General features: G+C 66.0%; 20 protein-coding genes. 10 read left to right on the forward strand and 10 right to left on the reverse strand.

What is annotated here, in order from left to right:
- Window positions 1–26: 26 nt before the first annotated feature.
- Entirely contained in the window at window positions 27–908 is an 882-nt protein-coding gene (locus A3OM_RS23705) for a rhamnan synthesis F family protein (RefSeq protein ID WP_018043388.1), read from the reverse strand.
- A gap of 194 nt (window positions 909–1,102) precedes the next feature.
- Here A3OM_RS23705 and A3OM_RS23710 point away from each other — a divergent pair, with 194 nt between their 5' ends.
- Complete coding sequence (locus tag A3OM_RS23710; RefSeq protein ID WP_081612650.1) at window positions 1,103–2,020, forward strand: rhamnan synthesis F family protein; 918 nt, start codon at window positions 1,103–1,105, stop codon at window positions 2,018–2,020.
- Between the two features lie 107 nt (window positions 2,021–2,127).
- On the opposite strand, the gene A3OM_RS0108865 is transcribed toward A3OM_RS23710, so the two are convergent.
- The 7 genes from A3OM_RS0108865 to A3OM_RS0108900 all read right to left on the reverse strand — a co-directional run bounded on the left by A3OM_RS0108865 (window position 2,128) and on the right by A3OM_RS0108900 (window position 12,328).
- Window positions 2,128–3,239 (reverse strand): IS3 family transposase gene (locus A3OM_RS0108865; protein ID WP_085984217.1). Its coding sequence is split into 2 segments (ribosomal slippage): window positions 2,128–2,990 and window positions 2,990–3,239, totalling 1,113 coding nucleotides; the frame shifts between segments, so codons are not numbered across the junction.
- 158 nt (window positions 3,240–3,397) lie between these two features.
- A complete protein-coding gene (locus A3OM_RS24745; RefSeq protein ID WP_018043392.1) occupies window positions 3,398–6,574 on the reverse strand; it encodes a glycosyltransferase in 3,177 nt (1,058 codons plus the stop codon).
- 489 nt (window positions 6,575–7,063) lie between these two features.
- Window positions 7,064–8,014: a GDP-mannose 4,6-dehydratase gene (locus A3OM_RS0108880; RefSeq protein WP_026175863.1), complete on the reverse strand. Its 951-nt coding sequence runs from the start codon at window positions 8,012–8,014 to the stop codon at window positions 7,064–7,066.
- A gap of 38 nt (window positions 8,015–8,052) precedes the next feature.
- Entirely contained in the window at window positions 8,053–9,024 is a 972-nt protein-coding gene (locus tag A3OM_RS0108885; protein WP_018043394.1) for a GDP-mannose 4,6-dehydratase, read from the reverse strand.
- Window positions 9,025–9,698: 674 nt separating this feature from the next.
- A complete protein-coding gene (locus tag A3OM_RS0108890) occupies window positions 9,699–10,451 on the reverse strand; it encodes an ABC transporter ATP-binding protein (RefSeq protein ID WP_018043395.1) in 753 nt (250 codons plus the stop codon).
- A gap of 7 nt (window positions 10,452–10,458) precedes the next feature.
- Window positions 10,459–11,247: an ABC transporter permease gene (locus tag A3OM_RS0108895; protein ID WP_051074311.1), complete on the reverse strand. Its 789-nt coding sequence runs from the start codon at window positions 11,245–11,247 to the stop codon at window positions 10,459–10,461.
- Window positions 11,248–11,395: 148 nt separating this feature from the next.
- Complete coding sequence (locus A3OM_RS0108900) at window positions 11,396–12,328, reverse strand: LysR family transcriptional regulator (RefSeq protein ID WP_018043397.1); 933 nt, start codon at window positions 12,326–12,328, stop codon at window positions 11,396–11,398.
- A 98-nt stretch (window positions 12,329–12,426) separates the two neighbouring features.
- On the opposite strand from A3OM_RS0108900, the gene A3OM_RS0108905 reads away from it, so the two are divergent.
- The 3 genes from A3OM_RS0108905 (at window position 12,427) to A3OM_RS0108915 (ending at window position 14,038) form a co-directional block, all read left to right on the forward strand.
- On the forward strand, window positions 12,427–12,798 hold the full coding sequence (locus A3OM_RS0108905) for a hypothetical protein (RefSeq protein WP_018043398.1): 372 nt from the start codon (window positions 12,427–12,429) through the stop codon (window positions 12,796–12,798).
- Between the two features lie 159 nt (window positions 12,799–12,957).
- Window positions 12,958–13,140, forward strand: a complete 183-nt coding sequence (locus A3OM_RS0108910; protein ID WP_018043399.1) for a DUF3606 domain-containing protein — start codon at window positions 12,958–12,960, stop codon at window positions 13,138–13,140.
- A gap of 154 nt (window positions 13,141–13,294) precedes the next feature.
- Complete coding sequence (locus A3OM_RS0108915; RefSeq protein WP_081612733.1) at window positions 13,295–14,038, forward strand: endonuclease/exonuclease/phosphatase family protein; 744 nt, start codon at window positions 13,295–13,297, stop codon at window positions 14,036–14,038.
- Here A3OM_RS0108915 and cls read toward each other — a convergent pair.
- Together cls and A3OM_RS0108925 are read right to left on the reverse strand one after the other, a co-directional pair.
- Window positions 13,929–15,365, reverse strand: a complete 1,437-nt coding sequence (gene cls, locus A3OM_RS0108920; protein WP_018043402.1) for a cardiolipin synthase — start codon at window positions 15,363–15,365, stop codon at window positions 13,929–13,931. The genes A3OM_RS0108915 and cls overlap by 110 nt on opposite strands.
- 68 nt (window positions 15,366–15,433) lie before the next feature.
- Complete coding sequence (locus A3OM_RS0108925; protein ID WP_018043403.1) at window positions 15,434–17,656, reverse strand: FUSC family protein; 2,223 nt, start codon at window positions 17,654–17,656, stop codon at window positions 15,434–15,436.
- A gap of 319 nt (window positions 17,657–17,975) precedes the next feature.
- On the opposite strand from A3OM_RS0108925, the gene A3OM_RS0108930 reads away from it, so the two are divergent.
- The 6 genes from A3OM_RS0108930 (at window position 17,976) to A3OM_RS0108955 (ending at window position 25,110) form a co-directional block, all read left to right on the forward strand.
- Complete coding sequence (locus tag A3OM_RS0108930; protein WP_245257839.1) at window positions 17,976–19,526, forward strand: ABC transporter substrate-binding protein; 1,551 nt, start codon at window positions 17,976–17,978, stop codon at window positions 19,524–19,526.
- A gap of 172 nt (window positions 19,527–19,698) precedes the next feature.
- Entirely contained in the window at window positions 19,699–20,652 is a 954-nt protein-coding gene (locus A3OM_RS0108935) for an ABC transporter permease (protein WP_018043405.1), read from the forward strand.
- On the forward strand, window positions 20,652–21,581 hold the full coding sequence (locus A3OM_RS0108940; RefSeq protein WP_018043406.1) for an ABC transporter permease: 930 nt from the start codon (window positions 20,652–20,654) through the stop codon (window positions 21,579–21,581). The genes A3OM_RS0108935 and A3OM_RS0108940 overlap by 1 nt, the downstream gene beginning before the upstream one ends.
- Window positions 21,578–22,639, forward strand: coding sequence for an ABC transporter ATP-binding protein (locus A3OM_RS0108945; RefSeq protein WP_018043407.1), 1,062 nt, complete (start codon window positions 21,578–21,580; stop codon window positions 22,637–22,639). Before A3OM_RS0108940 ends, A3OM_RS0108945 begins: the two co-directional genes overlap by 4 nt.
- A complete protein-coding gene (locus A3OM_RS0108950) occupies window positions 22,636–23,667 on the forward strand; it encodes an oligopeptide/dipeptide ABC transporter ATP-binding protein (RefSeq protein ID WP_018043408.1) in 1,032 nt (343 codons plus the stop codon). Before A3OM_RS0108945 ends, A3OM_RS0108950 begins: the two co-directional genes overlap by 4 nt.
- 186 nt (window positions 23,668–23,853) lie before the next feature.
- Complete coding sequence (locus A3OM_RS0108955) at window positions 23,854–25,110, forward strand: Zn-dependent hydrolase (protein ID WP_018043409.1); 1,257 nt, start codon at window positions 23,854–23,856, stop codon at window positions 25,108–25,110.
- Window positions 25,111–25,562 lie beyond the last annotated feature (452 nt).

The raw sequence follows: 25,562 nt of genomic DNA on the forward strand, positions 1-25,562 counted from the left end.
CGCATCGTTGAGCGGTGAACAGCGCGTCAGGTCAGAACCCGCCCGTCGAGCCCTCGCACCGTGAAGCCATCAGAGCGAGCCGCGATGGTGAAGGCTCGCTCGAGTGCATGATGGAGCGTCCCGTCAAGCTGCCGCTCCTCCGGCTCGAAATCCTCGGCCGTCAGCCGGAGCTGCCGCAGCCGAGCCAGCGCGGCGGGTCGAAACCAGAACATCGAGCCTTCGAAAAAGCCCAGCCGGACCGCGTCCTCCGGCGCATTCATTCTTGCCGCGATCGCTCGCACACGCGGCTCGTTGCTCATCCAATAGGGTGGCGCTTCGCGATAACACGCCTTCCAGCCGACGATGCCGGTATCGGGCTGCGCGAACGCTGCCAGCGTCCGCCACGTGGCGTTCCGCTCGCCCGCCAACCGCATGAAGAGGAGCTTGCGCCGGATCTCACCGTCCAGCAGGTGGGGACTGCGCTTGGTATGGAGTTTCAGGACGGCATCGTAGCCGTCAAATGCCCCGGTATTGAGCAGAGCGACGAAAGGCGCGATGTCGCGGCCGCGGTTGTCGCAGGGGTGCATGACCACCGCGGACACGTCTTGAACGAGCCGCTGTGCCTCCTCGACCCGATCAGTCGGAACCGTCAAGTGCAACGTAGCGCCATTGGGCAGCATCGCGCGACATGCGAGAAGCTCCGGCAGAAGGTCGAGATAAAACAGGTGCGCGACAAGGGCCGTCCGGACATCCGGCCGAGGTGCCGGCGCGCTGAAACGGGCGACCCGTCTCCGTAGCTTTTGCCCCATCGGTGATACGAAGACGGCCCCGATCGTGAGCGTGGCGATCTTCTGATAGACATGGACAGCATAGGCACGGGAGCGAAACCCAAGACCACTGATGGCGGTCAGGCGCGTCGGCAAAGCCATGGGGAGAAACCTGTACGAACTGGCCGGCGAGGAGGCTCCACCGGCCGCGTCACCGGAACATCCCCCACCCTCCGGAAGCGCAGTCGTCTCAATGGCTGCCCGCGTGGGTGGTGATTGACGGCAAAGTCCGGCTCGCGTCAAGAGGGGCCTTACGGCATCGAATGCCGTGACCGAGTCCACATCGGAACGAAGCTATGCATGCCGTCACCCCTCCAATTCCACGATCCGCTCCGGTGGTCGTTCTCGCTCACGTGCATTATCCGGATATCTGGAACGAGTTCGCCGAACGACTGGCCGAGCGCATGGATGTCCCGTTCCGCCTCGTCGTAACGACATCGACGCAGGCGGCGGAACTACGCCGGCCTGCCACATCTTTCTTGCAGGCCATGGACGTGTTGCCGGTCGAGAATCGTGGCCGGGACATCTTGCCTTTTCTGCGGGCGCTCGCCGACATCGGTGACTTCGATATCGGCTTGAAGCTCCATACGAAAAAGTCGCCCCAGCGGACCGATGGCAGCGCGTGGCGGGCTCAGTTGTACGACACGCTACTGCCGCCCGAAGGCGGCGTATCGAATCTCGTGGCGCGAATGCGCGCCGATCGTCGTATTGGCCTCGTCGCTCCCGATGGCTTCTCGCTGAGCGTTCGCCCGTGGGTCTTCGTCAACGCCGAGCCGATGGCCACAGTAATGAGTATCCTGGGCCATGAACTCGTCGATGCCGATCTGGACGACGCGTTCTTTGCGGCCGGCTCCATGTTCTGGTTTCGGAAACCGGCCCTCGCCGCGCTCGCGGATCCGGCTTTGCCAAGTGTTTTCGAGGCGGAGGAAGGACAGTTGGACGGTACGATCGCTCATGCGATCGAGCGCCTCTTCGCGGTCGAGACGCGTCGCCGGGGCTTGATAACGACGACGATCGGCGCTTTGGCCGCCTCTAGACCGGACCAGAGCAGTGAGGACCTTTTCGCCCTCGCTCGCGCGCATGCCGACGTGCCCAACGTTTACTTTCCCGCCCCTGGCGTCTCCTCGGGCGGGCCTCCAGCCTCGCCGCAATCACGACCGCGCACCCGTCTTCGCCGTCTTCTCTCGATGATCAGGACCGGGATACGCCGTTGAGAATCGGCCCTCCCCGGCGGTCGTATACCTGGGCATGATGCAGGTCCCCGAAGACAACCAATATCACCGGCTTGGCCGGGATGACCTTGCCCCCTGTTTGCCCCCGTTCATAACCAGAGTCCGTTCTGGTTCTGGTCCTGTTTGGACCGGGTTGCAAACGCGTTCGGGGTGAGCCCGCCGAGGCTCGTGTGAGGGCGGCAGGTGTTGTAGTCCACCCGCCACGCCTCGATGAGGGTCCGGGCCGCCGGCAGGCTCCGGAACAGATGCTCGTTCAAACACTCGTCGCGCAAGCGCCCATTCAAGCTCTCGACAAAACCGTTCTGCTGCGGCTTGCCGGGCGCAATGTAATGCCACTCGACCGCACGCTCTTCCTGCCAACGTAGGATGGCGTGCGAGGTCAACTCGGTGCCGTTGTCCGAGACGATCATCAGCGGCTTGCCCCGGCCTGCGATGATCCGGTCGAGTTCGCGCGCGACGCGCTGGCCGGACAGCGACGTGTCGACCACCAGCGCGAGACACTCCCGCGTGCAGTCGTCGACCACGACCAGAATGCGGAAGCGCCGTCCATCGTCGAACGTGTCGGAGATGAAGTCGAGGCTCCAGCGCTGGTTCGGCTCCTGCGGCACGGCGGCGGGAGCCCGCGTGCCAAGGGCTCGTTTGCGCCCACCGCGCCTTCGCACCGACAGACGTTCCTCCCGGTAGAGGCGGAATAGCTTCTTGTGGTTCAGCGTGAGGCCCTCCCGCCGCAACAGGATGAGCAGGCGCCGGTAACCGAAGCGACGGCGCTCGCCGGCCAGGCTGCACAGGCGTACCCGCACAGCCGCATCGTCACCACGGGTCGAGGCGTAGCGGTACGTCTTCGGCTCCAGGCCGATCAGCCCGCAGGCTCGACGCTGGGAATAGCTCTTCTCCTCGATGGCCCAGCTCACGGCTGTTCTCCGTGCGCCGGGCGTCAGCAGTTTTTTCCCAAAGCCTCGCGCAGCGTCGCCACGTCGAGCATCGCCTCGGCCAGGAGCTTCTTGAGCTTGCGGTTCTCCTCGTCGAGCGACTTCAGGCGACGAGCGTCCGAGACCTCCATGCCGCCGTAGCGTGAGCGCCACGTGTAGAACGTCGCGTCGCTGATGCCGTGGCGGCGGCAGATCTCGGCCACCGGCAGCCCGGCTTGCTGCTCCTTCAGGATGCCGATGATCTGCTCTTCGCTGAACCGGCTCTTCTTCATCGTCCGTCTCCTCATCGACGGACCCTAGCTTAAGAACGAGGGCAAACCAGGGGGCAAGGTCAGGGACGATCAGGCTGCCAGAGTCGGTCGGACAGGACCGACGCGACCGTACCGCCGTTGCCGATCTCGCCGTCCTTATGATCGCTTGGCCGGCACAATCATGGGGTTGGCCGGACTGCAAGCTGTGCAAATATTGCGTTGAGCCTGTCTGCAGCGATCCGGCCGACGTTCTCCGGGCCGAACCGACGCTCGATAAAGTCTTGTCCAGCCCGGGCTCGCTCAGCAGCTTCCGCCCTGTCGCCGAAGGCGCGAAGCATCGCCGCCGCGCAGGCGAACTCGTCCGGCTCGGCCCATACCTGCCCTTTCGGATAGACATAACCGTCCGGCGGCACTGTCCGCAGTTTGTAGGGTATCGGATAAGCTGTCTCAGGCGTGACGAACTCAGCGTTACCCGAATAGCCGGTCGCGATCACGGGTTTTCCGAATGCCATGGCCTCTGCCATTCCCAATCCGAAACCTTCCGCCCGGTGCAGAGACACATAGCAGTCCGCGGCCTTCAATAGGGCGAGCATTTCAGTGCGATCGAGCGTCGTATCCATGATCTCGATCCGGCCATCTTGCCGCGTTGCATCCTGAAGCTCTTGCTTGACCTTCGGGAAATGACCAACTGCGCCGGTGGACTTGACGATGAGACCGACGGGGGTCGCAAGGTCCGGGAACGCTTGCCGGAAGGCCCGCACCACGGCGAGGGGGTTCTTACGCTGAGGAAACGAGAAATAATCGAATGAGAACACGAAATAGTAGCGTCCGTTATCCAGCTTGAAGTGCATCCGTCCATCGATGGCGACCTCCGGAACCTTGACGCAGGGTGGAACGATGGTGATGGGCCCTTCAAAAATGTGCCGGAAGCTGTCGGCGACGAAGCTGTTGGGAGCCCAGATCTCGTCGACGCGTCCGAGAAGCCCGCGCCACTCGTCGGGCGCGCGGCTGAGTTCCCAGTAGGTTCTCAAAATATTGTAGCTATTGGCATAATGCGCGTTTGTAACGTTCTCGAAGACAGTCCGCAGCTCATTGGTCGCGACTTCGATGACGTTGACGGCATAGACGTGTTCGCGATCGTAGCGTTCGCGCATGTAAGGCTTGGAGCGACGCCCTTCCACCCCAGCCGTGAATGGATATATGCCGAAGCGGACGTCGGTTCCGGACAGCGCCAACGCAAGTCCCCGTAGGGATTGTCCGAGCCCAAGGTCGGCGTCGATATAGCCGACTAGCAGTGCTGCATTCTCGATCCGCCTGCGCTTTGCCCGGGAGGCTCCTAGCTTGCCCCTGATAGCAAACCTCGCCGATCGGATTATTTTGCTCGCAGAGCGTACGAGCAGGCGGGACCGGTGCTTGGTAAAAAGTTGCAGTTCGGCTGTGATCGTGCGCGTCGCAACCCGGAGCCCACTGTCCTGCCAGGTCCGCCCGAACTGCTGAATCAGCCGCCCAAGGGTAATCGTACGCCGCGCTAACACGGCACCGACTTTCTGTGTGACGCCCGGGGAAGCAGCGGCAACGTCCCTCTGCCAACCGATGGCCTGCACGCTGGTGCGCTGTCGACGCCGTAGGATGTCGAGCTTCTCACGTGGATCGCGCGTCTGCAAAGTGCTTAGGGCATTGTACAGCGCCATAACCGTATGGCGCATCGTATACGTCGAGCAGACAAAACTGAGCCCGCTGCGCCGAAGCTGTTGATAACTGCCGGCGTCAAGCATGAAGCTTTTGTCGAGGCATCTAAGAAGATCATCCAGTCCGGGCGAAAACACAGACGCGGACACGGAGCCCGGCCCAGCGTCGGCAAACGTCAGCGCATGCTCATGCGCGAGCTCGGCAGCCGCTCCATAAGCCCCAAAAAGGCAAGGCGTGCCGCAAGCCAGAGATTCCAGGATTGGGATGGTGGATACCGGGTCCGACGTCACGAACAATGAATAATCAGCCGTTCGGTAGAACGTCGCCAGGACTTGGCTATCGATCATGTTAAGGGTTTCGTAGATCTCAATATTGTCGTCCTTGAAATACGAGATATCGAATTTGCCATCGCGATAGCTCGAGTTCGGCACACCCCCGATGCAGTCGTGAAGACGGGGGCCAAGCATGATGAGCTTGGCATCACGTCCGTTCGCTCGAAAGCGGCGCCAAGCCGTCAGTGCGGCAGCGATGCCGGTAACTTGGCCGCCATCCACGACCATGAGATAAAGCCTGCCCTGGCCGCGAGGTCGGACTTGGCCCCAAGGATGAAAGATGTCGGTTTCGACTCCGACCGGCAGGTGAAACACCCGATCGAACCCGGCCTTCTCCATGAGCGCCTGAGTCCATCGCGACGAGGCCATGATCGCCGTGTATTGGTCTATATATTTGACCCAGTGTCCCGGCAGCGACGCCCCGCTGAAAGTAGTCAGAAGATAGTCCGAGCGATGCGGGCCCGGATTGCCCATAACCAGTTCCGGCGCGGACGGGTCGAGCAAGCCGTAGCTTTCGATGTAGGCACCAAGCGTGGCCGCGAGCTGATCGTCAGTACTATCCAGCGGGGAAGACCGGTCGTAATTTATTCGCAGCCCAAGATGCTTGCAAGCAAAATACAGTCTGTTCTTTGCAATATATTCCGCCTTTCTCTGATTTGGCTCCCGGTTGAACGTCGAGCTGGAGAAATGCTCGATCTGCGCAGTCGGAAGATAAGCGCAGCTGTACCCGGCAGCTTGGAGCCTGAACCCGAAATCCGCATCCTCGTGATAGAACCCATACTCGTCGTCCAGAAACCCGATCTCGTCGATCGCCGACAGTCTGACCAGAGCACAGGTCAATTCACAGAAATCGGCCTCAAGGCGCTGAACCGGATCAACCGATCCGATCGTGTCATGAAAAAACTCTACGGCCTCAAGATTCCAGCAAACCCGATATGAAAGAGCCTGCGCATCGAGGGTCTTGTCCACGATGATCTGCGACGGAGCGACGATTCCCAGGCGCGGATCTTCGTCCATCTCGACGAGCATCTGACGCAGGACATCCGTCTTGAAAGCGATGTCATTATTCGAAATGCAAACGTAATCGACGCCACGCTCCCGCGCGATTCGTGCGCCGATATTTGAGGCTTCGGTATAGGTATGAGGCCGGCCGAGTTGAACCAGCTCGACACCATTCTTCGCACAGATCGAGGCAGTGTCGTCGCTGCTCCCCTGATCGAGCACGATCACGCAGTCGCCCGGCACACGCAATGTGGGGAGCATATGCGCCAAAAGCGGACCGCCGTTTATCGACGGGATCGCCATCAAAAGTCTGCCCGGGGGAAAATCGGCCATTTACGATCCGCTCATCACTTTGGTCTTGCGGCGAGATTGAAGCCTGACGCCGATCTTGGGAGCTAATCTAGATAGCGGTTAAACAGGATCAGCGCATAGACATAATTCGAATTTTGCCGTTCCGCGCAGACAACAGTTGGTGACGCAGCGCGGCCGGGCTGGCTAAATTCAAGTCTTGCAAACGGCGAGAGATAGTGGCCGAACGGGCAGCACCTGCTCATCTGCGCCCTGGACGATCCTCGACGACGTCGACGGGTCATTGTCGAAATTCGGGCGGACGCCTTTGGGTCCCATCGGCAGCCCGATCCGCCTGAAAAACATAACATCAGAGAGCGTCAATCAGCGACAGATCTTAAATCAACGGCAGCCAAAGCTGATGCAACTATCTTTCTCGCGCCTCTTAAGCGTCGTTGTTACTCCAGCACCATTATAGATTTCATAAAAAACATCGACCGCATGTCAGAGGATGCTCATCAGCGGCATCGCATGTCAATTCTTCGAACTCCGCCAAAACTCGAGCACGTCCGCAATCGCGGTCTTGATCGGGATCCGCGGTTCCCAGCCAAGCATGGATTTCGCAAAATTTGGGGAGCCTGAGGCGCGTTTGATATCAGTCGGACGCAGGCGAAGCGGGTCAACCTCAGTGGCGATGGGCAGTTTGGCCAGTGTCAAGAGAGACGAGAGGATCTCGTCAATCCGCAACGGCGATCCCGTCGAAAGGTTCATCACCGCGCCGGCGGGCATCTCGGTCTCGGGAAGCGCTGCTAGCGCGTAGGCAGCAACAACATCGCGCACGTCCAGGAAGTCGCGCTCCGCCTCCAGGTTGCCCACTTGCATGACAGGGGGCTGAAGGCCGCGTTCGATCATCGCGATCTGACGGGCGAATGCGGGGACAACGTAGTCGGAGGTCTGGCCAGGCCCCGTATGGTTGAAGGGGCGAAACCGCACCGCGTTAAGTCCGTCCATCGCCATCTGACCGATCATCAAGTCGGCGGACGCTTTGGTTGAGCCATAAGCAGAGCGCGGCACTAGAGCTGCACGCTCGGGCAAGGGCTCAGCACTGTCCATAAAGCTGCTGCCGTAGGCTTCAGAGCTGCCTACATAGATCAGTCGTGCATGCGGCGCCCCGGACTTCATCGCCTGAGCGATATTGAGCGTACCAATCACGTTGACGTCCCAGGCCGTCCCCGGATCGGCCTTCGCCGAGGCCGGCAGCGCTATCGCCGCCAAGTGCAGCACGACGTCAGGGTGAGATGCGATTATCGCTTCTGCGACCTGTCGCGCATCACGGATGTCAACAGTCCGATCGCCGTCCACGGCCAGCGGCACGACCTTGATCTCCGGCCGGCCAAGCTCAGACATGTGCCGCCGGAAATGCGTGCCGACGAAGCCCGTCAATCCCGTAACGGCGATTCGCCAAGGTCTGAATGCAGGGGACATGGAGCCGCTCTCCGTAGCTGATGAGAGATCGACGCCGATCAGCCCAGACGCTTGAGATCGGCGTCCACCATCTCGACGATCATTTCTTCCAATGTCGTCGTCGCCTTCCATCCAAGCTTGGCCTTCGCCTTGGCGGGATTTCCCAGCAACACATCGACCTCAGCCGGTCGGAATAATTGCGGATCGATCACCAAATGCCTGTCCATCGACACACCGACATGCTCGAACGCGATCTTGCACATGTCCCGCACGGTCGTTGTGCGTCCCGTCGCCACGACATAATCGTCGGCAATATCCTGCTGAAGCATCAGCCACATGGCCTCGACGTAGTCGCGCGAGTGGCCCCAGTCCCGCTTCGCATCGATGTTGCCGAGCCTGAGTTCACTCGCGAGACCGAGCTTGATACGGGCCACGCCGTCGGTGACCTTGCGGGTAACGAACTCAATGCCGCGCAGCGGAGACTCATGGTTGAAGAGAATGCCGCTCGATGCGTGGAGCCCGAAGCTTTCGCGGTAGTTGACCGTAATCCAATGGCCGTAAAGCTTTGCAACAGCGTAGGGCGAGCGAGGATAGAACGGCGTCGTTTCGGATTGCATGTCCTCTTGGATCAGCCCGTACATCTCCGATGACGAAGCTTGGTAGAACCGCGCCTCCGGGCATGTCAGACGTACGGCCTCGAGGATGTTATTGACACCGATCGCCGTCACCTGACCGGTGAGAAGCGGCTGCTGCCAAGACGAACGCACGAAGGACTGCGCAGCCAGGTTGTATACCTCGGCGGGGCCGACATCGCGCAACGTCCGGATGAGGCCCGACAGATCGAGGAGATCGCCGTCAATCAGACGAACATGATTGGCGATCCCCAGCCACTTGAGGCGCACATCGTTGACGTCCGCGGTGCTGGAACGACGCACGAGCCCTGATACCTCATAGCCTTTTTCCAGGAGGAGCCGGGCCAGATATGCACCATCCTGCCCCAACACTCCGGTTATGAATGCGCGTTTCGTCATGAATATCTTCCAAAGAAAAACGGCAAGCTGACCGGCTCCCTCGTCATTCTACGCTCCTAGAACCTCCGCCAGGGCTAGGCAAGAGAGCGAGCGGGGCCGGACTTACGATCAGCGATTGCGTGGAGCGTCCTCGGAGCACGGCGGGTTCGGAGGGCGTCCGGTGCATCCAGGATACATGGCCCGACAGGCATTAAGGGAATGCAAGGCGAGGCCGGATGTCTCGTCTCCCTGTGACATCGCCAGTTCGGGCGCGGTCGTGACCACGCCATTCACCTCGGGATGTTACGGAGGCGGATGCAACCGGAGAGGGGTGTCTCGTCCGTCGCGAGCCAAGTATCCAGCATCAGAAAGGCTATCAATGGAACGGCTCCGCCTATGCCGGGCCTGGACACACGACGACTTCCTTCTGCGGGGCCTCAATCAGCGGGGCAGGGATTCATAGCCGGCGGCGCCATGGAGGATGGGGGCCGGACGGCAACTGCTCGAGTCAGTTCGCTCTCACTTGCCAGTCGGCGGTCCGCCCAGGCCAGCCGAGGGCAATCGCGATCTGTCAGCAAGGGCTTGGTCGCAGACCCGCTCCGCAAGCAGCCAAGCGCCTGACGCCGCTCGTCGCAGAGCGCAATGAAGCATCTTCGGTGCTCTCGCGTCCTCTTCACGCGAGGGCACGGCGCACCCTATGCGTTATCCGCCGCATAAGCCGCCAGCACCTCCTCCGGAGCTCCGTCCATCATCAGCGTGCCACCCTTCATCCAGAGCGTGCGGTTGCAGAAGCGCTTGATCGAGGCGTTGTCGTGGGAGGCGAGGAACATGATGCTGGCCTTCTGGATCATGCCGTGCAGGCGCTGCTCGGCACGCTCGGCAAAGGCAGCGTCACCGACGCCGATCACTTCGTCGAGGATCAGGATGTCGGGGTGAACCGCCGTGCTGACGGCGAAGGCGAGCCTCAGCATCATGCCGCTGGAATAGGTGCGGATCGGAAGGGACAGGAACTCGCCGAGCTGGCTGAACTCCTCCACGTCGGGCACGATCGCCTGGGCCTGCTTGTGGCTGAGCCCCAGCATGATGCTGCGCATCTCGATATTGTCGTAGCCCGTGGCGTCCGTATCCATGCCCATGGACAGGTCGATCAGGGATGAGATGCGCCCCTCGATGGTGGCGGTGCCCGAGGTCGGCGGATAGACTCGGCTGAGCACCCGCAGGAGCGTCGTCTTGCCGGCGCCGTTGCCGCCGACGAGACCGATCCGGTCGCCGTCGCGCGCTTCGAAGCTGACCGCGTTCAGCGCCTTGATCACCTGGATGCTGCTGTCGCGGTCGTTCTGCAGGCCGCCGCCCACCGTGCGCCGCAGGATCTCGCTCTTCAGGGCCCGGCCGCGGGAATTGTAGACGGCGAGCTCGACGCTCGCCTTGTCGAGGACGATATGAGCCATCCTGCCCTCAGAGCCAGTACACGACGCGGTGCGAATATTTCCCCGAGAAGGCCAGGGCGACGAGCCACCCGACGACCAGCAGGCCGAGCAGGATGAGATAGGACGTCGCGCTCGGCAGATGGCCGAGCAGAGGCTCGCGCATCACGTCCAGCATGCTGGCGAAGGGGTTCAGGATGAGAACGGGATGGTCACCCCGCAATTGCGAGGGCTTGAAGACGACCGGCGAGACGAAGAACGCGACCTGGACGATGCTCGCGACGATCTGCGGAATGTCGCGGAACCGCGCCGACAGGATGGCCAGGAGGTAGCCGATCCAGGCCAGGTTGGCGAGCACGAGCAGCAGGCCGGGGACGAACAGCAGGATGTGCCAGTCGATCACCGTGCCGGTGACGAGGAACAGGACCGGCAGAATGATCAGGTTATGGGCGAAGATGAAGAGGTTCCGGGCGATCGTCCGCAGCAGGTAGGTGAAACGCGGCAGCGCGACCTGCCGGATGATGCTGTCGTTATCGGTAAAGCTCGAGCAGCTTTCGTTGATGGTCTGCGACATCAATCCCCAGAGCACGAGGCCCGTGCCGAGATGGGGCAGGTAATCGGCCATGGAGGTGCCGAAGAGCGAGGCGTAGATCCCGCCCATGCCGAAGATCATCACGGCCATGCTGAGGGTCAGCCACAGCTGGCCGACGCGCGAGCGGCGATACCGCCGAATCACGTCGTTCTTGGCCAGCATCCACCACATGCGCCACGCGCCGAAGCCTCCGACGACGTCGGCGACCCCTCCTGCTACCAAACCCATGCGGCCTCTTTCCCGGAGCCCTGCTCCTGCGGAGCAGCCGATGCCGGCCCTCCCAAAGCACGCGCCTGCGCGCATTGGCAAGTTTTGGGTCGCCGGCGGCAGGAGATCCGGACCGGACGTGGTGCCGGGCGGCGAGAATCGAAGCGCCTCAACCGACCTGCGCCGCGTCGTCGGCAAGGGCGAGCAATGTCTGGCGCAGCCAGCGATGGGCCGGGTCGTTGTCGTAGGAGGCGTGCCACAGCATCGAGATCGCCACCTCGTCGAGGGCCACCGGCGCGGGGCTGACGGCGAGGCCGAGGGTTCCGGCAAACAGGGTGGCGAGGCGCTCCTGCATGGTGGTGAGGACGGGCGCGCTGCGCACCAGGAAGGGCACGGCGAGGAAGCGCGGCGTCGTCACCGCGAGGTCGCGGCGCAGGCCGAGGAGGGCGAGGGCGTCGTCCACCACCCCGTGCGCCGTTTCCTTCAGGCTGGTGAGCACATGGGGAAAGCGCAGGTAATCGTCCAGGGAGATCGGAGGCTCGAGCCCGACGAGCTCGGCATTGAACAGGCAGACGTAGCGGTCGCGGTAGAGCAGCCGCTGCTTGTGGTGCGTCTGGCCGTGGCTGAACGTGCCGATGCCGAGATCGACGCGGTCCGCGTCGAGTTCCTGCAGGATGCGGATGCGGTCGATGGATCGCAGGAGCAGGCTGATCCCCGGCGCATGTTCGCGCAGGTAGGCCAGAAGGCGCGGCCCGAGCAGCACCTCGGTGGAATCGGGCAGGCCGATGGTGAAGGTTCGCGTGACGCTGCGCGGATCGAACGCCTCGTCGCGGCGCACCAGGGACTGGATCTGGCGCAGGAGGGTGCGCACGGGCGCGGCGAGCGCGAGCGCGCGGGGAGTAGCGCGCATCCCCTCGGGGGCGCGGGTGAGGAGTTCGTCGCCGAAAGTGGTGCGCAGGCGCGCGAGGCTGCTGCTCATGGCCGACTGGCCGATGCCGATCCGGGCGGCGGCGCGGGTGACGCTGCGCTCGGCGAGGAGGGCATCGAGGGCCACCAGCAGATTGAGGTCGATGCGGGATAGATCGACATGGTCAATAGTCATTATCGATCCAATCTGTTTGATCCATGATGCACCGCACAGCATCTTCGCGTCACCGGCAAGGGCGCACCGCCCCTGCCAAGACAGCGAGACCCGTCATCATGACACTCCGTAGCCTCATCACCGCCGCCGCCCTCGCCAACGTCACCGTGGGCGTCGCCACCCTTCCGGCCTCCGCCGAGACGATCAAGCCCCTCGACGGTGGCAGCGTCTCGCTGGGCGAGCTCTCGGGCGTCGCCTACTACACCGCCGAGCCCAAGGGCTACCGGGTGGTCGTCACCCTGGCCCGCACCGGGACCAGCCGGGCAATGCGATTCGAGACGGTCCTGGCCAACGGCCAGAGCGTGACCCTCTCGACCCCGCAGGAACTCGGCGGCACCGCCGACGCCGTCGAGATCAGCCGCACCGGAGACACCGTCGCCGTCAACCGGCCGCGCCCGGACGTCACCCGCGAAGCGGCGGCGCAGAATTGAGGGCGAGCCCGACGTGACCGGGCTCGCCGAACCGGACCAACCTCCCCGCCGGCGATGACGGGGAGGTTGTTTTCGTGTTCGTCACCACACCGGCACATGGGTTAAGAGCCGTGCGGAGACGCGCATCGCCGGGGATGCGGACCGAGGTAGGCGGGACAGATGGCAGGCCTGAAGGACAAGCGCGGCTTCATCGACAAGGACAGGCTCGATCTGTCCGAGCGGCAGGCCGTCGAGCATTGGATGAAGCGCTGGGGCGTCACCCGCGACCAGTTGACGAGCGCCCACCGCAAGGTCGGACATATGATCAAGGACATCGCAGCCGAACTCGGCAAGAAGCGTTAGAGGAAGGCAGCGTCAGGCTGGACGAGGCGACGGCGGGGGCGGGCAGGTGGCGGACAAGAGACACTTTTCGCTGCCCTGGCGCGGCCCGCTCAACGACCGCCGCTACGCGTCCCAGGATCCCGCCCGATTCCCGGACCTTCATGCCCTCGATGGGCTGGACCGCAGCCACTTCCGCAAGATCGTGAGCTGGAACCTGCTGCGGCGCACCGGAGCCAAGGTCGATGCCATCGTCGCCCTGGTGGAGCGCGAGCGGCCCGACCTGTTGCTGATGCAGGAGGCGACCAAGGACATCGCGGTGATCGAGGAGCGGCTCGGCGGCGTCTATGCCTGGGCACCGCTGCCCGGCCGCATCCATGGGCTCGCCATGTGGAGCCCGCATCCCTGGGCCTCCCCGCCCGTGGTCATCGCCCTGCCGTCGGGCGCCGTCGTCGACCGGGTCTGCCAGATCCTCGATTTCGGCGAGTTCGGTGTCGCCAACGTCCATCTCTCCCATGGGCAGGTGCTCAACCGGCGGCAGCTACGGCGGATCGAGCAAAGCCTGCCGGCGCGCGCCGCGGTGATCGGCGACTACAACCTCGTGGGCCCCGCCCTGCTGCCGGGGTTCCGCGATGCCGGGCCCCGCATCCCGACCCATGCCATGGTCGATCTCGTGCCCCTGCGCATCGACCGCTGCCTCGTGCGCGGGCTCGCCTGCCTCGGCCGCACGGTGCTGCCGCGTGGCGCCTCCGACCACCGGCCCATCGTGGTGCATCTCGGCCCCGCGCCGGCCCAGGCGGGCGAGCGGACCGTCAGAGGTATGGCAGCATTAGTCGTACGGCTGCGTCGCGCAACCGCACGGGCAAGGGCCGCCGCGCGAGCTCCTCGGCCGTCAGGCGGGCGTCCATCTTCGTCCGCATGAACGCGTCGAGGCGGTCGGCGAAGGCGCGGTCGTAGACCTCGACGTTGAGCTCGAAGTTCAGGCGGAAGCTGCGCATGTCCCAGTTCGCGCTGCCGACGAAGCTCCATTCCCCGTCCACGACGAGGAGCTTCGAATGGTCGAAGGGCGGCTCGTCGAGCCAGATCCGCACGCCCGCCTCGAGCAGCGGCGCCACATGCGCCCGCGTCGCCCAGTCCACGTAGCTGTGGTTGCTCGCCCGCGGGATGATGACGTCCACGCGCACGCCCCGCGTCGCGGCGAGCGCCAGGGTCGTGGACAGGATCTCGCTCGGCAGGAAATAGGGGGTGACGAGACGGATGCTGTGCTGCGCGCAGGTGATCGCCGACATCACCGCGAACTCGATCTTCTCGATATCCGCATCCGGCCCCGAGGTGACGACACGGGCCTCGATCTCGCCCGCCGCGCCGAGCGGGGGGAACCAGCGCGGACCGTCGAGCTCCTCGCCCATGACGAAGGCCCAGTCGGCGGAAAACGCCTGCGACAGCTGCTCCACCACCGGCCCCTCGATGCGGAAATGGGTGTCGCGCACCGGGTCCGGAGGGGAGGTGGCGACGAGGTTCTCGTCGGCGATGTTGATGCCGCCGGTGAAGGCGATGCGCCCGTCGACGATGAGGATCTTCTTGTGGGTGCGCAGGTTCAGGAACGGCATGCGCCAGGGCAGGGCGGAATGCATGAACAGCCCCACCGGCACCCCGGCCCGACGCAGGCGCCGCGCCATGGCGGGGAAGAAGTAGCCGCTGCCGATCCCGTCGATGAGCACCCGGACTTCGACGCCGCGCGCGCGCGCGGCCACCAGCGCCTCGAAGAAGCGCGACCCGGCGCCGTCGTTGCGGAAGATGTAGCTCGACAGGGCGACGCTGCGCGTCGCTCCCCCGATCGCCTCCAGCATCGCCGGATAGGCTGCGTCGCCGTTGCGCAGGATGGAAAAGTCGTTGCCGCCCAGGAGGACGAGCCGCGTGATCCGGCGGACGGCGCGGTCGAGGGGCCGCAGGTCTTCGGGCACGCTGGCGTCGGGAATGACGGGGGAGCCCGCCTGTTGCGACGGCCTCACCCGCAACTGGCGCGCCCGGCGCGAGACCCGGTTCACGCCGAAGATCGCGTAGAGGGCCGTCCCGAAGATCGGCGACAGCCAGGCGAGGCCGATCCAGCCGATGGCGGTGCCGATCTCGCGCTTGCGCAGCAAGGCGTGAACCGTGACGAGAAGCGCCAGCACGATGCCGAGGACGGCGAGGACGTCGGCCCGGATCGACCCGGTCGCCTGCAGCCATCGGTGGAGGAGGTCTTCCAAGAATCAGCCCAGCCTGAGAAGGGGATCGCGAGACACGCCCCCCTTTAGCCCCGGGCGGGTGGAAAGACCTAGCGGCGGGCCTTCTCGGGGACGGCCTCGGCGGGGGCGGCCTCCTCGCGCGACCGTTGCGGGCGCAGGGTCTCGGCCAGCAGTTCCACCTGCGTCACGAGGCGCACGAGAGACTCGGCGCGGGGCAGGGCGGGATGGGCGGGCAGGGCGCCGCCATCCTCGGCGAGGCGGGCGAGGGTGGTGGTGATCCACAAGGTCCAGGCGCGGCACGCCTCCGCCTCGTCTCCGGCATCGCCCGCGAGCTCTTCGGCGAGAGCGGGCTTGGGGTCGGCGGCATGACGCAAGGCCGAGAGGCGCGCACCGATCCGGCGCAGGGTCGCATCGGCGACCATCGCGGTCTCGACCTGGGGGTGACGCCCGGCGCGGGGCTGCTGGAGGGCGCGGGAGAGGGCGGCCTCCAGGGTGTTGAGGGCGAGGCCGCTCGCCCGCGCCGCGGCCTCCGCCGCCCCGCTCCGCTCGGCCTCCGCCCGATTCGAGAGCACGGTGCGCGCGAAATCGGCATGGGCCTTGACGGCCTTCCTCAGTTCGAGACGGACCTGATCCGGCTCCCAGACCGGCCAGAGCAGCAGGCTGCTCGCCACCGCGATGAGACCTCCGAGCAGGGTGAAGAGGGCGCGCATGCCCGCGACTTCCCAGGAGGCATGGCCGGGCTCCATCACCTCCACCAGCAGCACCACCAGGGGCGTCAGGCAGGCGATGAAGAAGGCATAGCTCACCTGCCGGGCGGCAAAACCGATGATGCTCAACGGAAAGATCAGCGCCGCGAGCGCCAGGGTCGTCGTGGCGAGGCTGGCGAGCAATGCGCCGAACAGCCCGCCGAGCACCGTGCCGCCGATCCGCTCCAGCGCCCGCTGCCAGGTGGCGGCGTAGAAGGGCTGCATGGTCAGCACCACCGTGATGGTGAGCCAGTGCGTGAACGGCCCCGGCCAGAGCAGGGTGAGACCGAGGACCGGGGCGGTGACGGTGCTGGCGCGGATCGCGTGCCGCAGGTTCGGCGAGGCCAGGGTGAAGTTCGCCTTCAACGGGCCGACGAGCCGCTGGCGCAGGGGCAGGCTGGCGCTCCCCAGCAGCGTGCCGCCGGGGCGATACCCTTCCGGCGTCGAGAGCTTCGCCCCGATGCGGACGCGGTCGAGGATGCGCTCGGCCAGGGCCTTGAGGGCCGGGTCGGACGCGAATCCGCGTCCCGCCCGCGCGATCGAGCGCTCGATGCGCGGCAGGTCGAGGACGGTGTCGTCGCGGATCGCCCGCGCGACCACGAGGAGGAGCGGCCGCAGGCGGCGCAGCAGGCGCCGGGTCCGGACCTGGCGGTTGGGGTTGCGGTCGGCCTCGATCCGGTCGGACAGGGCGATGAGGGCGGCGAAGATCTGCTCGGCGCTCTCCAGCCGGATCAGCGCCTGGGCGGTGCGGTCGGAGACGCGCTCGCGGCTGCGGGCGAGGTCGACGATGAGGCCGCGGGCGAGCTCGATCGCCTCGCGCACGCCGCGGCGATGGGCGCGGGCATGGTCGTCGAATCCCGCCGCGCCGGCCTCGTCCGAGGCCGCGAGGTCTTCGAGATCGCCGCTGAGCAGAGCGAGCCGGCGCCAGACCTCGGCCACGGCCCTCTGGGTCGGGCGATAGGGGTTGAGCCGCCACAGAGCGAGGGCCAGCACCGTCGCCCACAGGCCGCCGGCCAGCACCATCGCTCCGGCGATGACGGCCTCGCCGCCGGTGAGGGGACGGTCGAGGGCGAAGGCCAGGACGAGGACGAGGACGTTGCCGGCGGTCTGCTCCTGCACGCCCCAGACCCGCGCATAGCTGCAGCAGAAGATGACGAGGGTGGCGAGCGGCACCACGAGTGCCGGGCCATGGGGCTGGAGCAGGCCGAACAGGCTCCAGATCAGGCTGCCGAGCACGGAGAACACGGCGAGCACCATGAGGCGGGAGCGCATCGGGCCGCCGATATCGGCAAAGCAGGTGAGGTTGGCCGCCAGCGCCATGATCAGGAGCGGGGGCCACGCCACGAATTCGTGGAGAAGGATGACGGTGCCGAAGGCGCAGGCCGCCCGGATGCCTTCGATGATGCTGAGCCCACGCGGGTCGAGGGCGATCGGCAGGCGCGCGAGGTTCGATCCCGGCGTGGAGAGGGAGCCCCGCCCCATGAGGAAGCCGGCCACGCGCCCGCGCCGGAGGCCGTCGGAGACGGCGCCGCTCGCTTTGGCCCTTGGGTTCGGAGGGAGGGACAACCGGGACGCTCCGCCGGGCGGCATGCCCGGTGTGAGGCGGTTTAGAGCCGATCGCCGCAGCGCAAAACCCACGACGTCGCCCCCGCCGGGCGGGCCGGCCCCCAGCGCATGGCGAACCGCCCGGCCGCGCTGGATTTCGTATACATTTTCACCCGCCGGGGTTGGAAAGAGTCCAGTCTGGCCGGCGCCTTGCATGGGCGTTCGCGACACCGGCAATTTCACCGATCATCGGTCGACCGAGGAAAAGCGTAACACGATGAGAGGCTTGGCAGAACATCTTCGCGTTGGACTCGTGGCCGCGGCGCTGGCCGTCGGCGGCATGGTGCCGTCCGCATGGGCACAGGGAACGCTGCGCATCGGAATGACCGCGTCGGACATCCCGCTCACCACGGGGCAGGCCGACAATGGCGGCGAGGGCATGCGCTTCACCGGCTACACGGTCTACGACGCGCTCATCAACTGGGACCTGTCGAGCGCGACCAAGCCCTCCGACCTCACCCCCGGTCTGGCCACCTCCTGGGCGGTGGATGCCGCCGACAAGACAAAGTGGATCTTCAAGCTGCGCCCCGGCGTCACCTTCCACGACGGGTCGCCCTTCACCGCCGAGTCGGTGGTGTGGAACTTCGACAAGCTCCTCAAGACCGATGCGCCGCAATTCGATCCGCGCCAGTCGGCGCAGGGTAGGTCGCGCATCCCCGGTGTCGCCAGCTACCGCGTCGTCGATCCGATGACGGTGGAGATCACCACCAAGGCACCGGACGCGACGCTGCCCTACCAGATCGCCTGGATCATGATGTCCTCGCCGGCGCAGTGGGAGAAGCTGGGCAAGAGCTGGGACGCGTTCGCCAAGACGCCGTCCGGGACCGGCCCGTGGAAGCTGACCCTCTTCGCCCCGCGCGAGCGCGCCGAGATGGCCCCCTTCGCCGAATACTGGGACAAGGCGCGGGTGCCCAAGCTCGACAAGCTGGTGCTGGTTCCCCTGCCGGAGGCCAATGCCCGCGTGGCGGCCCTTCGCTCGGGCCAGGTCGACTGGATCGAGGCCCCGCCGCCGGACGCCATCGCCTCCCTCAAGGGAGCGGGGTTCAGCATCGTCACCAACGCCTATCCGCATAACTGGACCTGGCACCTGTCGCGGGCCGAGGGCTCGCCGTGGAACGACATCCGCGTGCGCAAGGCCGCCAACCTCGCCGTCGACCGCGAGGGCATGAAGGAGATGCTCAGCGGCCTGATGATCCCGGCGCAGGGCTTCATGCCGCCGGGCTCGGCCTGGTTCGGCTCGCCGACCTTCAAGCCGACCTATGACCCCGAAGCGGCCAAGAAGCTCCTGGCCGAGGCCGGGTACGGCCCCAACAAGCCCATCGTCACGAAGATTCTCATCGCGCCCTCGGGCTCGGGCCAGATGCAGCCCCTGCCGATGAACGAGCTGATCCAGCAGAACCTCGCCGATATCGGAATCAAGGTGAATTTCGAAGTCGTCGAGTGGAACGCGCTCATCAACCTGTGGCGGGCCGGCGCGAAGGCCGACGTGTCGCGCGGCGCCACGGGGATGAACTTCTCCTACTTCATCCAGGACCCCTTCACCGGCTTCATCCGCCATCTGCAATGCAATCTGGCGGCCCCCAACGGCACGAACTGGGGCCATTACTGCGACCCCGAGATGGACAAGCTGTTCGATCAGATCCGCACGACGTTCGATCCGGCCGAGCAGATCAAGGTGCTGCAGAAGGTCCACGAGAAATACGTCGACGAGGCGCTGTTCCTCATGGTCGCCCACGACACCAACCCGCGCGCCATGAGCTCGAAAGTGAAGGGCTTCGTCCAGGCCCAGAATTGGTACCAGGACTTCTCACCCATCACCGTGGGGAAGTGATGACGAAGGCCGCCATGCATACCAACCCTCCCCCCTTTGCGGGGGAGGGTGCCTGCGGAGCAGGCGGGAGAGGGGGCGACCTCTCCGGAACTGGCGCTCCCCTCTCCCGACCCTCGCTGACGCGAGGGCCACCCTCCCCCGCAGAGGGGGGAGGGGGACGAGGGACCGCGCCATGCTGAGCTTCATCCTCCGCCGCCTCCTCACCGTCACCCCGGTGGCGCTCGGCGTGAGCATCGTCTGCTTCTCGCTGGTACATCTGGCGGACGGCGATCCCCTCAGCTCCATCCTGCCGGTGGACGCCACCCAGGAGACGATCGACGCCATGCGGATCGCCTACGGCTACGACAAGCCGCTGCCGGTCCAGTACGCCCTGTGGCTGTGGAAGGTGCTCCACGGCGATCTCGGCACGTCCATCGCCACCGGCAGGCCGGTCCTGAGCGAGGTCGGTCGCGCCGTCGTCAACAGCCTGATCCTCGCCTCCGTGGCGACCTTGATCGGCTTCACCTTCGGTTGCCTGTTCGGTTTCGTCGCCGGCTATTTCCGCGATTCCGTGCTCGACCGGGCGGCCTCCGCCATCTCGGTCTTCGGTGTGAGCGTGCCGCATTACTGGCTCGGCATGGTCCTGGTGATCGTGTTCTCGGCCCAGCTCGGCTGGCTCCCCTCCACCGGCGCCGGCCCCGACGGGTCGGGCAACTGGAAGCCGGATCTCGAGCACCTGCGCTACATCATCCTGCCCGCCATCACGATGTCGGTGATCCCGATGGGCGTCATCGCCCGCACCGTCCGGGCGCTGGTGGGCGACATCCTCTCCCAGGATTTCGTCGGGGCGCTCAGGGCGAAAGGCCTCTCCGAATTCGGCGTGTTCAAGCACGTGGTGAAGAACGCCGCTCCCACCGCTCTGGCGATCATGGGGCTGCAGCTCGGCTACCTGCTCGGCGGCTCGATCCTGATCGAGACGGTGTTCGCCTGGCCCGGCACCGGATTCCTCCTCAACGCCGCGATCTTCCAGCGCGACCTGCCGCTGCTGCAGGGCGCCATCCTCGTCCTGGCGATGTTCTTCGTCGCCCTCAACCTCATCGTCGACGTCGTGCAGACGGCGCTCGACCCGCGCATCGAGAGGGGCTGATGGCACTCGGGACCAGTCCGGCCGTATCGGCCATCGACATCGCCGGGGGCGCCCCTCCGCTCACCTCGACGCCGGAGGCCTTCGTCGCCTCGCGCGGGTTCTGGGGCAACGTGCTGGCCAAGCTCCTGCGCGATCCCGTGGCGATGATCGCCGCCTTCGTCATCCTCGCCATCGTGGTCATCGCGTTGCTGTCGCCGTGGATCACGCCCATGGACCCGTATCGTGGCTCGATGGTGCGGCGGCTCAAGCCCGTGGGCGACGCCACATACATTCTCGGCTCGGACGAGCTCGGGCGCGACATGCTGAGCCGCCTGATGCTGGGCGGGCGCCTCTCTCTGTTCATCGGCGTCACGCCGGTGATCCTCGCCTTCCTCCTCGGTTCCAGCATCGGCATCCTCGCCGGCTATGTCGGCGGCTGGCTCAATACCGTGCTCATGCGCACCATCGACGTGTTTTTCGCCTTCCCCTCGGTGCTTCTGGCCATCGCCCTCTCCGGCGCCCTGGGGGCGGGCGTGTTCAACTCCATCGTCTCGCTGACCTGCGTGTTCACGCCCCAGATCGCCCGCGTGGCCGAGAGCGTGACGACGCAGATCCGCTCACGCGACTATGTCGACGCCGCCCGCCTGTCCGGCGCCTCCACCCTGACGATCCTGCGCGCGCAGGTGCTCGGCAACGTGCTCGGACCGATCTTCGTCTACTCGACCAGCCTCATCAGCGTGTCGATGATCCTGGCCTCGGGCCTCTCCTTCCTCGGTCTCGGCGTGAAGCCGCCGGAGCCCGAATGGGGCCTGATGCTCAACACGCTGCGCACCGCGATCTACGTGAACCCAATGGTCGCGGCGCTGCCCGGCCTCGCGATCTTCATCGTCTCGATCTCGTTCAACCTGTTCTCGGACGGCCTGCGTTCGGCAATGGAAGTGAAGTCATGAGCACGCCCATCGCGTCGAGCCCGCTCTCCTCCCGCGACCGGGGCGGCCCGGGCCAGCCACTCCTCACCGTCGAGGGGTTGGTGAAGCATTTCCCGGTCAAGAAGGGGATCGGCGGAAAGAAGGCCGTCGTGCGCGCCGTGGACGGCGTCGATTTCGATATCAAGAAGGGCGAGACCCTGGGGGTCGTCGGCGAATCCGGCTGCGGCAAGTCCAGCACCGCCCGCCTCATCATGGGCCTGACCCAGCACGACAAGGGCGAGATGCTGTTCGACGGCGAACGCATCGGCAGCCGGGCGCTGCCCCTGCGCGAGTTTCGCGCCCAGGCCCAGATGGTGTTCCAGGACAGCTACTCGTCGCTCAACCCGCGCATGACCATCGAAGGGTCCATCGCCTTCGGGCCACGGGTCCACGGCGTGCCCAAACGCCAGGCCATCGAGCGGGCGCGCAGCCTCCTCGCCCGTGTCGGCCTGGAACCGGCGCGCTTCGCCGCCCGCTATCCGCACGAACTGTCCGGCGGCCAGCGCCAGCGCGTGAACATCGCCCGCGCCCTGGCGCTGGAGCCGCGCCTCGTGGTCCTCGACGAGGCGGTCTCGGCCCTCGACAAGTCGGTGGAGGCGCAGGTTCTGAACCTGCTGATGGACCTCAAGCAGGAATTCGACCTCACCTACCTGTTCATCAGCCACGACCTCAACGTCGTCCGCTTCATCTGCGACCGGGTGGCGGTGATGTATCTCGGGCAGGTGGTGGAGATCGGCCCGGCCGACACCGTGCTGGCCGACCCCGCCCATCCCTATACCAAGGCGCTCCTGTCCTCGATGCCGTCGATGGACCCGGACAACCGCACCACCGTGGCCCCGCTGGCCGGAGACCCGCCCAACCCCATCGACCCGCCGCCGGGATGCCGCTTCAACCCGCGCTGCAGTCTCGTGGAGGATATCTGCCGGAGCCATGCTCCGCCCCTCGCCCCGGTCGACCCCGTCCACCGCGTCGCCTGCCTCGCCCGCCAGCCGGGCTCCGGCCATTCGGCGGCGCCGTCCGCGGAGGCGGTCGCAGCATGAGCGAGCCCAGGACGAAGCCCCCGGCCGGACCCGCCGTCGAAATCCAAGGCCTGAAGGTCACCTTCGGCGGCAAGGTCCGCGCCGTGGATGGGGTCGATCTCACCCTCGGCCGAGGCCAGGCCATCGCCCTCATCGGCGAGTCGGGCTCGGGCAAGAGCGTGACCCTGCGCGCGATCATGCGCCTCAACCCCGAGCGCAAGACGGCGATCGAAGGCCGCATCCTCGTCGCCGGCCGCGACGTGATGGCCATGGGCAAGCGCGACCTGACGGCGTTACGCGGCCGCGAAGTGGCGATGATCTTCCAGGAGCCGCTGCTGGCCCTCGATCCGGTCTATACGGTGGGCCGCCAGATCATGGAGGCGATCCGCCAGCACGAGGGAATCGGCGCGGCCGAAGCACGCGCCCGCGCGCTGCAGCAATTCGAACGGGTGCGCATTCCGAGCCCGGAGCGGCGGCTCGACGCCTATCCGCACGAGATGTCGGGGGGCATGCGCCAGCGCGCGATGATCGCCCTCGCCCTCGCCTGCAACCCCAAGGTCCTCCTCGCCGACGAGCCGACGACGGCCCTCGACGCCACGGTGCAGATCCAGATCCTGCTTCTCTTGCGCGACCTGCAGGCGGAGCTCGGGCTCTCCACCCTCTTCGTCACCCACGATCTCGGTGCCGCCGTCGAGGTCGCCGACCGGATCGCGGTGATGTATGCCGGCCGCATCGTGGAGGAGGGCTCGGCCCGGCAGGTGGTGCTCAACCCGCATCATCCCTACACGATCGGCCTGCTGCGCAGCCGCGCCGACGGGGCGCTCGCCAAGGGCTCGCGGCTCCAGACCATCCCGGGAAGCCCGCCCGACCTCGCCAACCGCCAGCCGGGCTGCCCCTTCGCACCGCGCTGCTTCCTCGCCGAGGAACGCTGCCGCGTGGGCGACCCGCCGGTGGTCGAGGCCGGACCTGGCCATCGCGCCGCCTGCTGGAAGACCGACGAGGCGGCGCGGAGCTTCCAGGCACAGCGGGCGGAGATGGTGGAGGCGTAGCTCTCCTCCCCACGACCTCGCCCTGGGGTGCCAGAGCGAAGCGCAGGCCTCGAAGGAGACCTCCCATTCACCCTCCGATCCCTGGAAGCCTCCTTCGAGGCCGCTTCGCGGCAACTCAGGATGAGGAGGAGGGGTGGAGGACAGATCCAGGTCCCAAAAGACCGAACCGAGACAACGGATACGCATATGAGCACGACCCACAATCTCCGCGTCGACGGCGCGCGCCTGTGGTCCACGATCATGGAGACCGCCCGGTTCGGCGCCACCCCGGCCGGCGGAATCAACCGGCTGACCCTGTCGCAGGAGGATGGCCGGGTCCGGGACTGGTTCCGGGATGCCTGCGAGGCGGCGGGACTGGAGGTGCGTGTCGATGCGCTGGGCACTCAGTTCGCCCTGCGGCGCGGACGCGACATGACGCGCCTGCCGGTCGCCTGCGGCTCGCATCTCGACACGCAGCCCACGGGGGGCAAGTTCGACGGCATCCTCGGCACCCTGGCGGGCCTGGAGGTCATGCGGGCGCTGAACGACGCCGGCATCGAAACCGAGGCGCCCCTGCTCCTCGTCAACTGGACCAACGAGGAGGGCTCGCGTTACGCCCCCGCCATGATGGCCTCCGCCGCCTATGCCGGAGAATTCACGGTGGAGGACATCCATTCCCGGCGGGATGCCGCCGGTATCGCCGTGAAGCAGGCGCTGGAGGCCATCGGCTATCTCGGAGACGAGCCGGTGGGCGAGCGCAGGATCGGCGCCTTCGTGGAACTGCATATCGAGCAGGGGCCGATCCTGGAGGCCGAGGAGACCACCATCGGCGTGGTCGAGGGCGGGCAGGGGATCGCCTGGTTCGACGGCGTGGTGACGGGTTTCGAGAGCCATGCGGGCACGACGCCGATGCCGCGCCGTCGCGACGCCCTCAACGGCTTCGCCGAAATCGCGCTGGCCGTCGAGCGGATCGCCCATGCCCACGGTCCCACGGCGGTGGCGACGATCGGCGAGGCGGTGATCGGCGCGCCGTCGCGCAACGTCATCCCCGGCCGCATCCGCTTCACCCTCGACGTGCGCGACCCGAAAGCCGAGACCCTCGACGCGGTCGAAAGCGAGTTACGAGCGGAACTCGACGCCATCGCCGGCCGGCGCAAGCTCATTATCGAGTTGACCCGGATCTGGCGAAAGGAACCCGTGCCGTTCGATGCCGGGGTTGTGGGCGCCGTCGAGGCGGCGACCAGGGGCTTGGGTTTCAGCCATCGCCGCATGGTCTCGGGCGCTGGCCACGATGCCTGCAACATCGCCGCCCTCGCCCCGACGGCCATGATCTTCGTGCCCTGCCGCGACGGGATCAGCCACAACGAGGCGGAATCGGCGACGCAGGGCGATTGCACCGCCGGCGCCGATGTCCTGCTCCAGACCCTTCTGACCCTGGCCAACGCACCGGTTCGGGCCGGCTGAGCGGGACGCCATGTGCGCCGGGCGAAGCCGACGCCGCACCGCTTCCGGCCATTCACCGCGCGAGACCGCCGAGAATCCCTCTGAGGTTCCCGTCACCGGCACGCGACATGCGAGTTCGCCCGCATCGAAAGGAGCGATCGCACCGGTTCCGTCATGGGCGCGGCTGTGACGGGCGCCCGCAGGAGGGCCGGGATGGCGAGGGCAGATGCATGACCTCGCCCATCCACGGGGTGGCAACGGGGACGGACAATGCACCGAGCGAAATTATGTCCCATTCGCCCTACAGCGGGTTGTGCGGCAGGAGAAAAACACGCAACGACATAGTGTTTCGGAACATCCTGGCATAAAATCGTTCATGTCAGGCGGCACATCGGCCGAGGAGAAAGAAACATGCCGCCACGGTCGTCGATGGATCCATCCGGACGGTCGGATGGCGCATCGCGCCGGTTGCC

The sequence above is a fragment of the Methylobacterium sp. 88A genome (genome assembly GCF_000376345.1).
In the GTDB taxonomy this organism is placed as follows: domain Bacteria; phylum Pseudomonadota; class Alphaproteobacteria; order Rhizobiales; family Beijerinckiaceae; genus Methylobacterium; species Methylobacterium bullatum.

Bases quoted from the DNA above. Each gene is read 5' to 3' on its own strand.
- A3OM_RS0108880 (WP_026175863.1), bottom strand. From the start codon at position 8,014: ATGTCCCCTGCATTCAGACCTTGGCGAATCGCCGTTACGGGATTGACG.
- A3OM_RS0108890 (WP_018043395.1), bottom strand. From the start codon at position 10,451: ATGGCTCATATCGTCCTCGACAAGGCGAGCGTCGAGCTCGCCGTCTAC.
- A3OM_RS0108905 (WP_018043398.1), top strand. From the start codon at position 12,427: ATGACACTCCGTAGCCTCATCACCGCCGCCGCCCTCGCCAACGTCACC.
- A3OM_RS0108945 (WP_018043407.1), top strand. From the start codon at position 21,578: ATGAGCACGCCCATCGCGTCGAGCCCGCTCTCCTCCCGCGACCGGGGC.
- A3OM_RS0108930 (WP_245257839.1), top strand. From the start codon at position 17,976: ATGGTGCCGTCCGCATGGGCACAGGGAACGCTGCGCATCGGAATGACC.
- A3OM_RS23705 (WP_018043388.1), bottom strand. From the start codon at position 908: ATGGCTTTGCCGACGCGCCTGACCGCCATCAGTGGTCTTGGGTTTCGC.
- A3OM_RS0108885 (WP_018043394.1), bottom strand. From the start codon at position 9,024: ATGACGAAACGCGCATTCATAACCGGAGTGTTGGGGCAGGATGGTGCA.
- A3OM_RS23710 (WP_081612650.1), top strand. From the start codon at position 1,103: ATGCATGCCGTCACCCCTCCAATTCCACGATCCGCTCCGGTGGTCGTT.
- A3OM_RS0108935 (WP_018043405.1), top strand. From the start codon at position 19,699: ATGCTGAGCTTCATCCTCCGCCGCCTCCTCACCGTCACCCCGGTGGCG.
- A3OM_RS0108955 (WP_018043409.1), top strand. From the start codon at position 23,854: ATGAGCACGACCCACAATCTCCGCGTCGACGGCGCGCGCCTGTGGTCC.
- A3OM_RS0108900 (WP_018043397.1), bottom strand. From the start codon at position 12,328: ATGACTATTGACCATGTCGATCTATCCCGCATCGACCTCAATCTGCTG.
- A3OM_RS0108895 (WP_051074311.1), bottom strand. From the start codon at position 11,247: ATGGGTTTGGTAGCAGGAGGGGTCGCCGACGTCGTCGGAGGCTTCGGC.
- A3OM_RS24745 (WP_018043392.1), bottom strand. From the start codon at position 6,574: ATGGCCGATTTTCCCCCGGGCAGACTTTTGATGGCGATCCCGTCGATA.
- A3OM_RS0108910 (WP_018043399.1), top strand. From the start codon at position 12,958: ATGGCAGGCCTGAAGGACAAGCGCGGCTTCATCGACAAGGACAGGCTC.
- A3OM_RS0108950 (WP_018043408.1), top strand. From the start codon at position 22,636: ATGAGCGAGCCCAGGACGAAGCCCCCGGCCGGACCCGCCGTCGAAATC.
- A3OM_RS0108940 (WP_018043406.1), top strand. From the start codon at position 20,652: ATGGCACTCGGGACCAGTCCGGCCGTATCGGCCATCGACATCGCCGGG.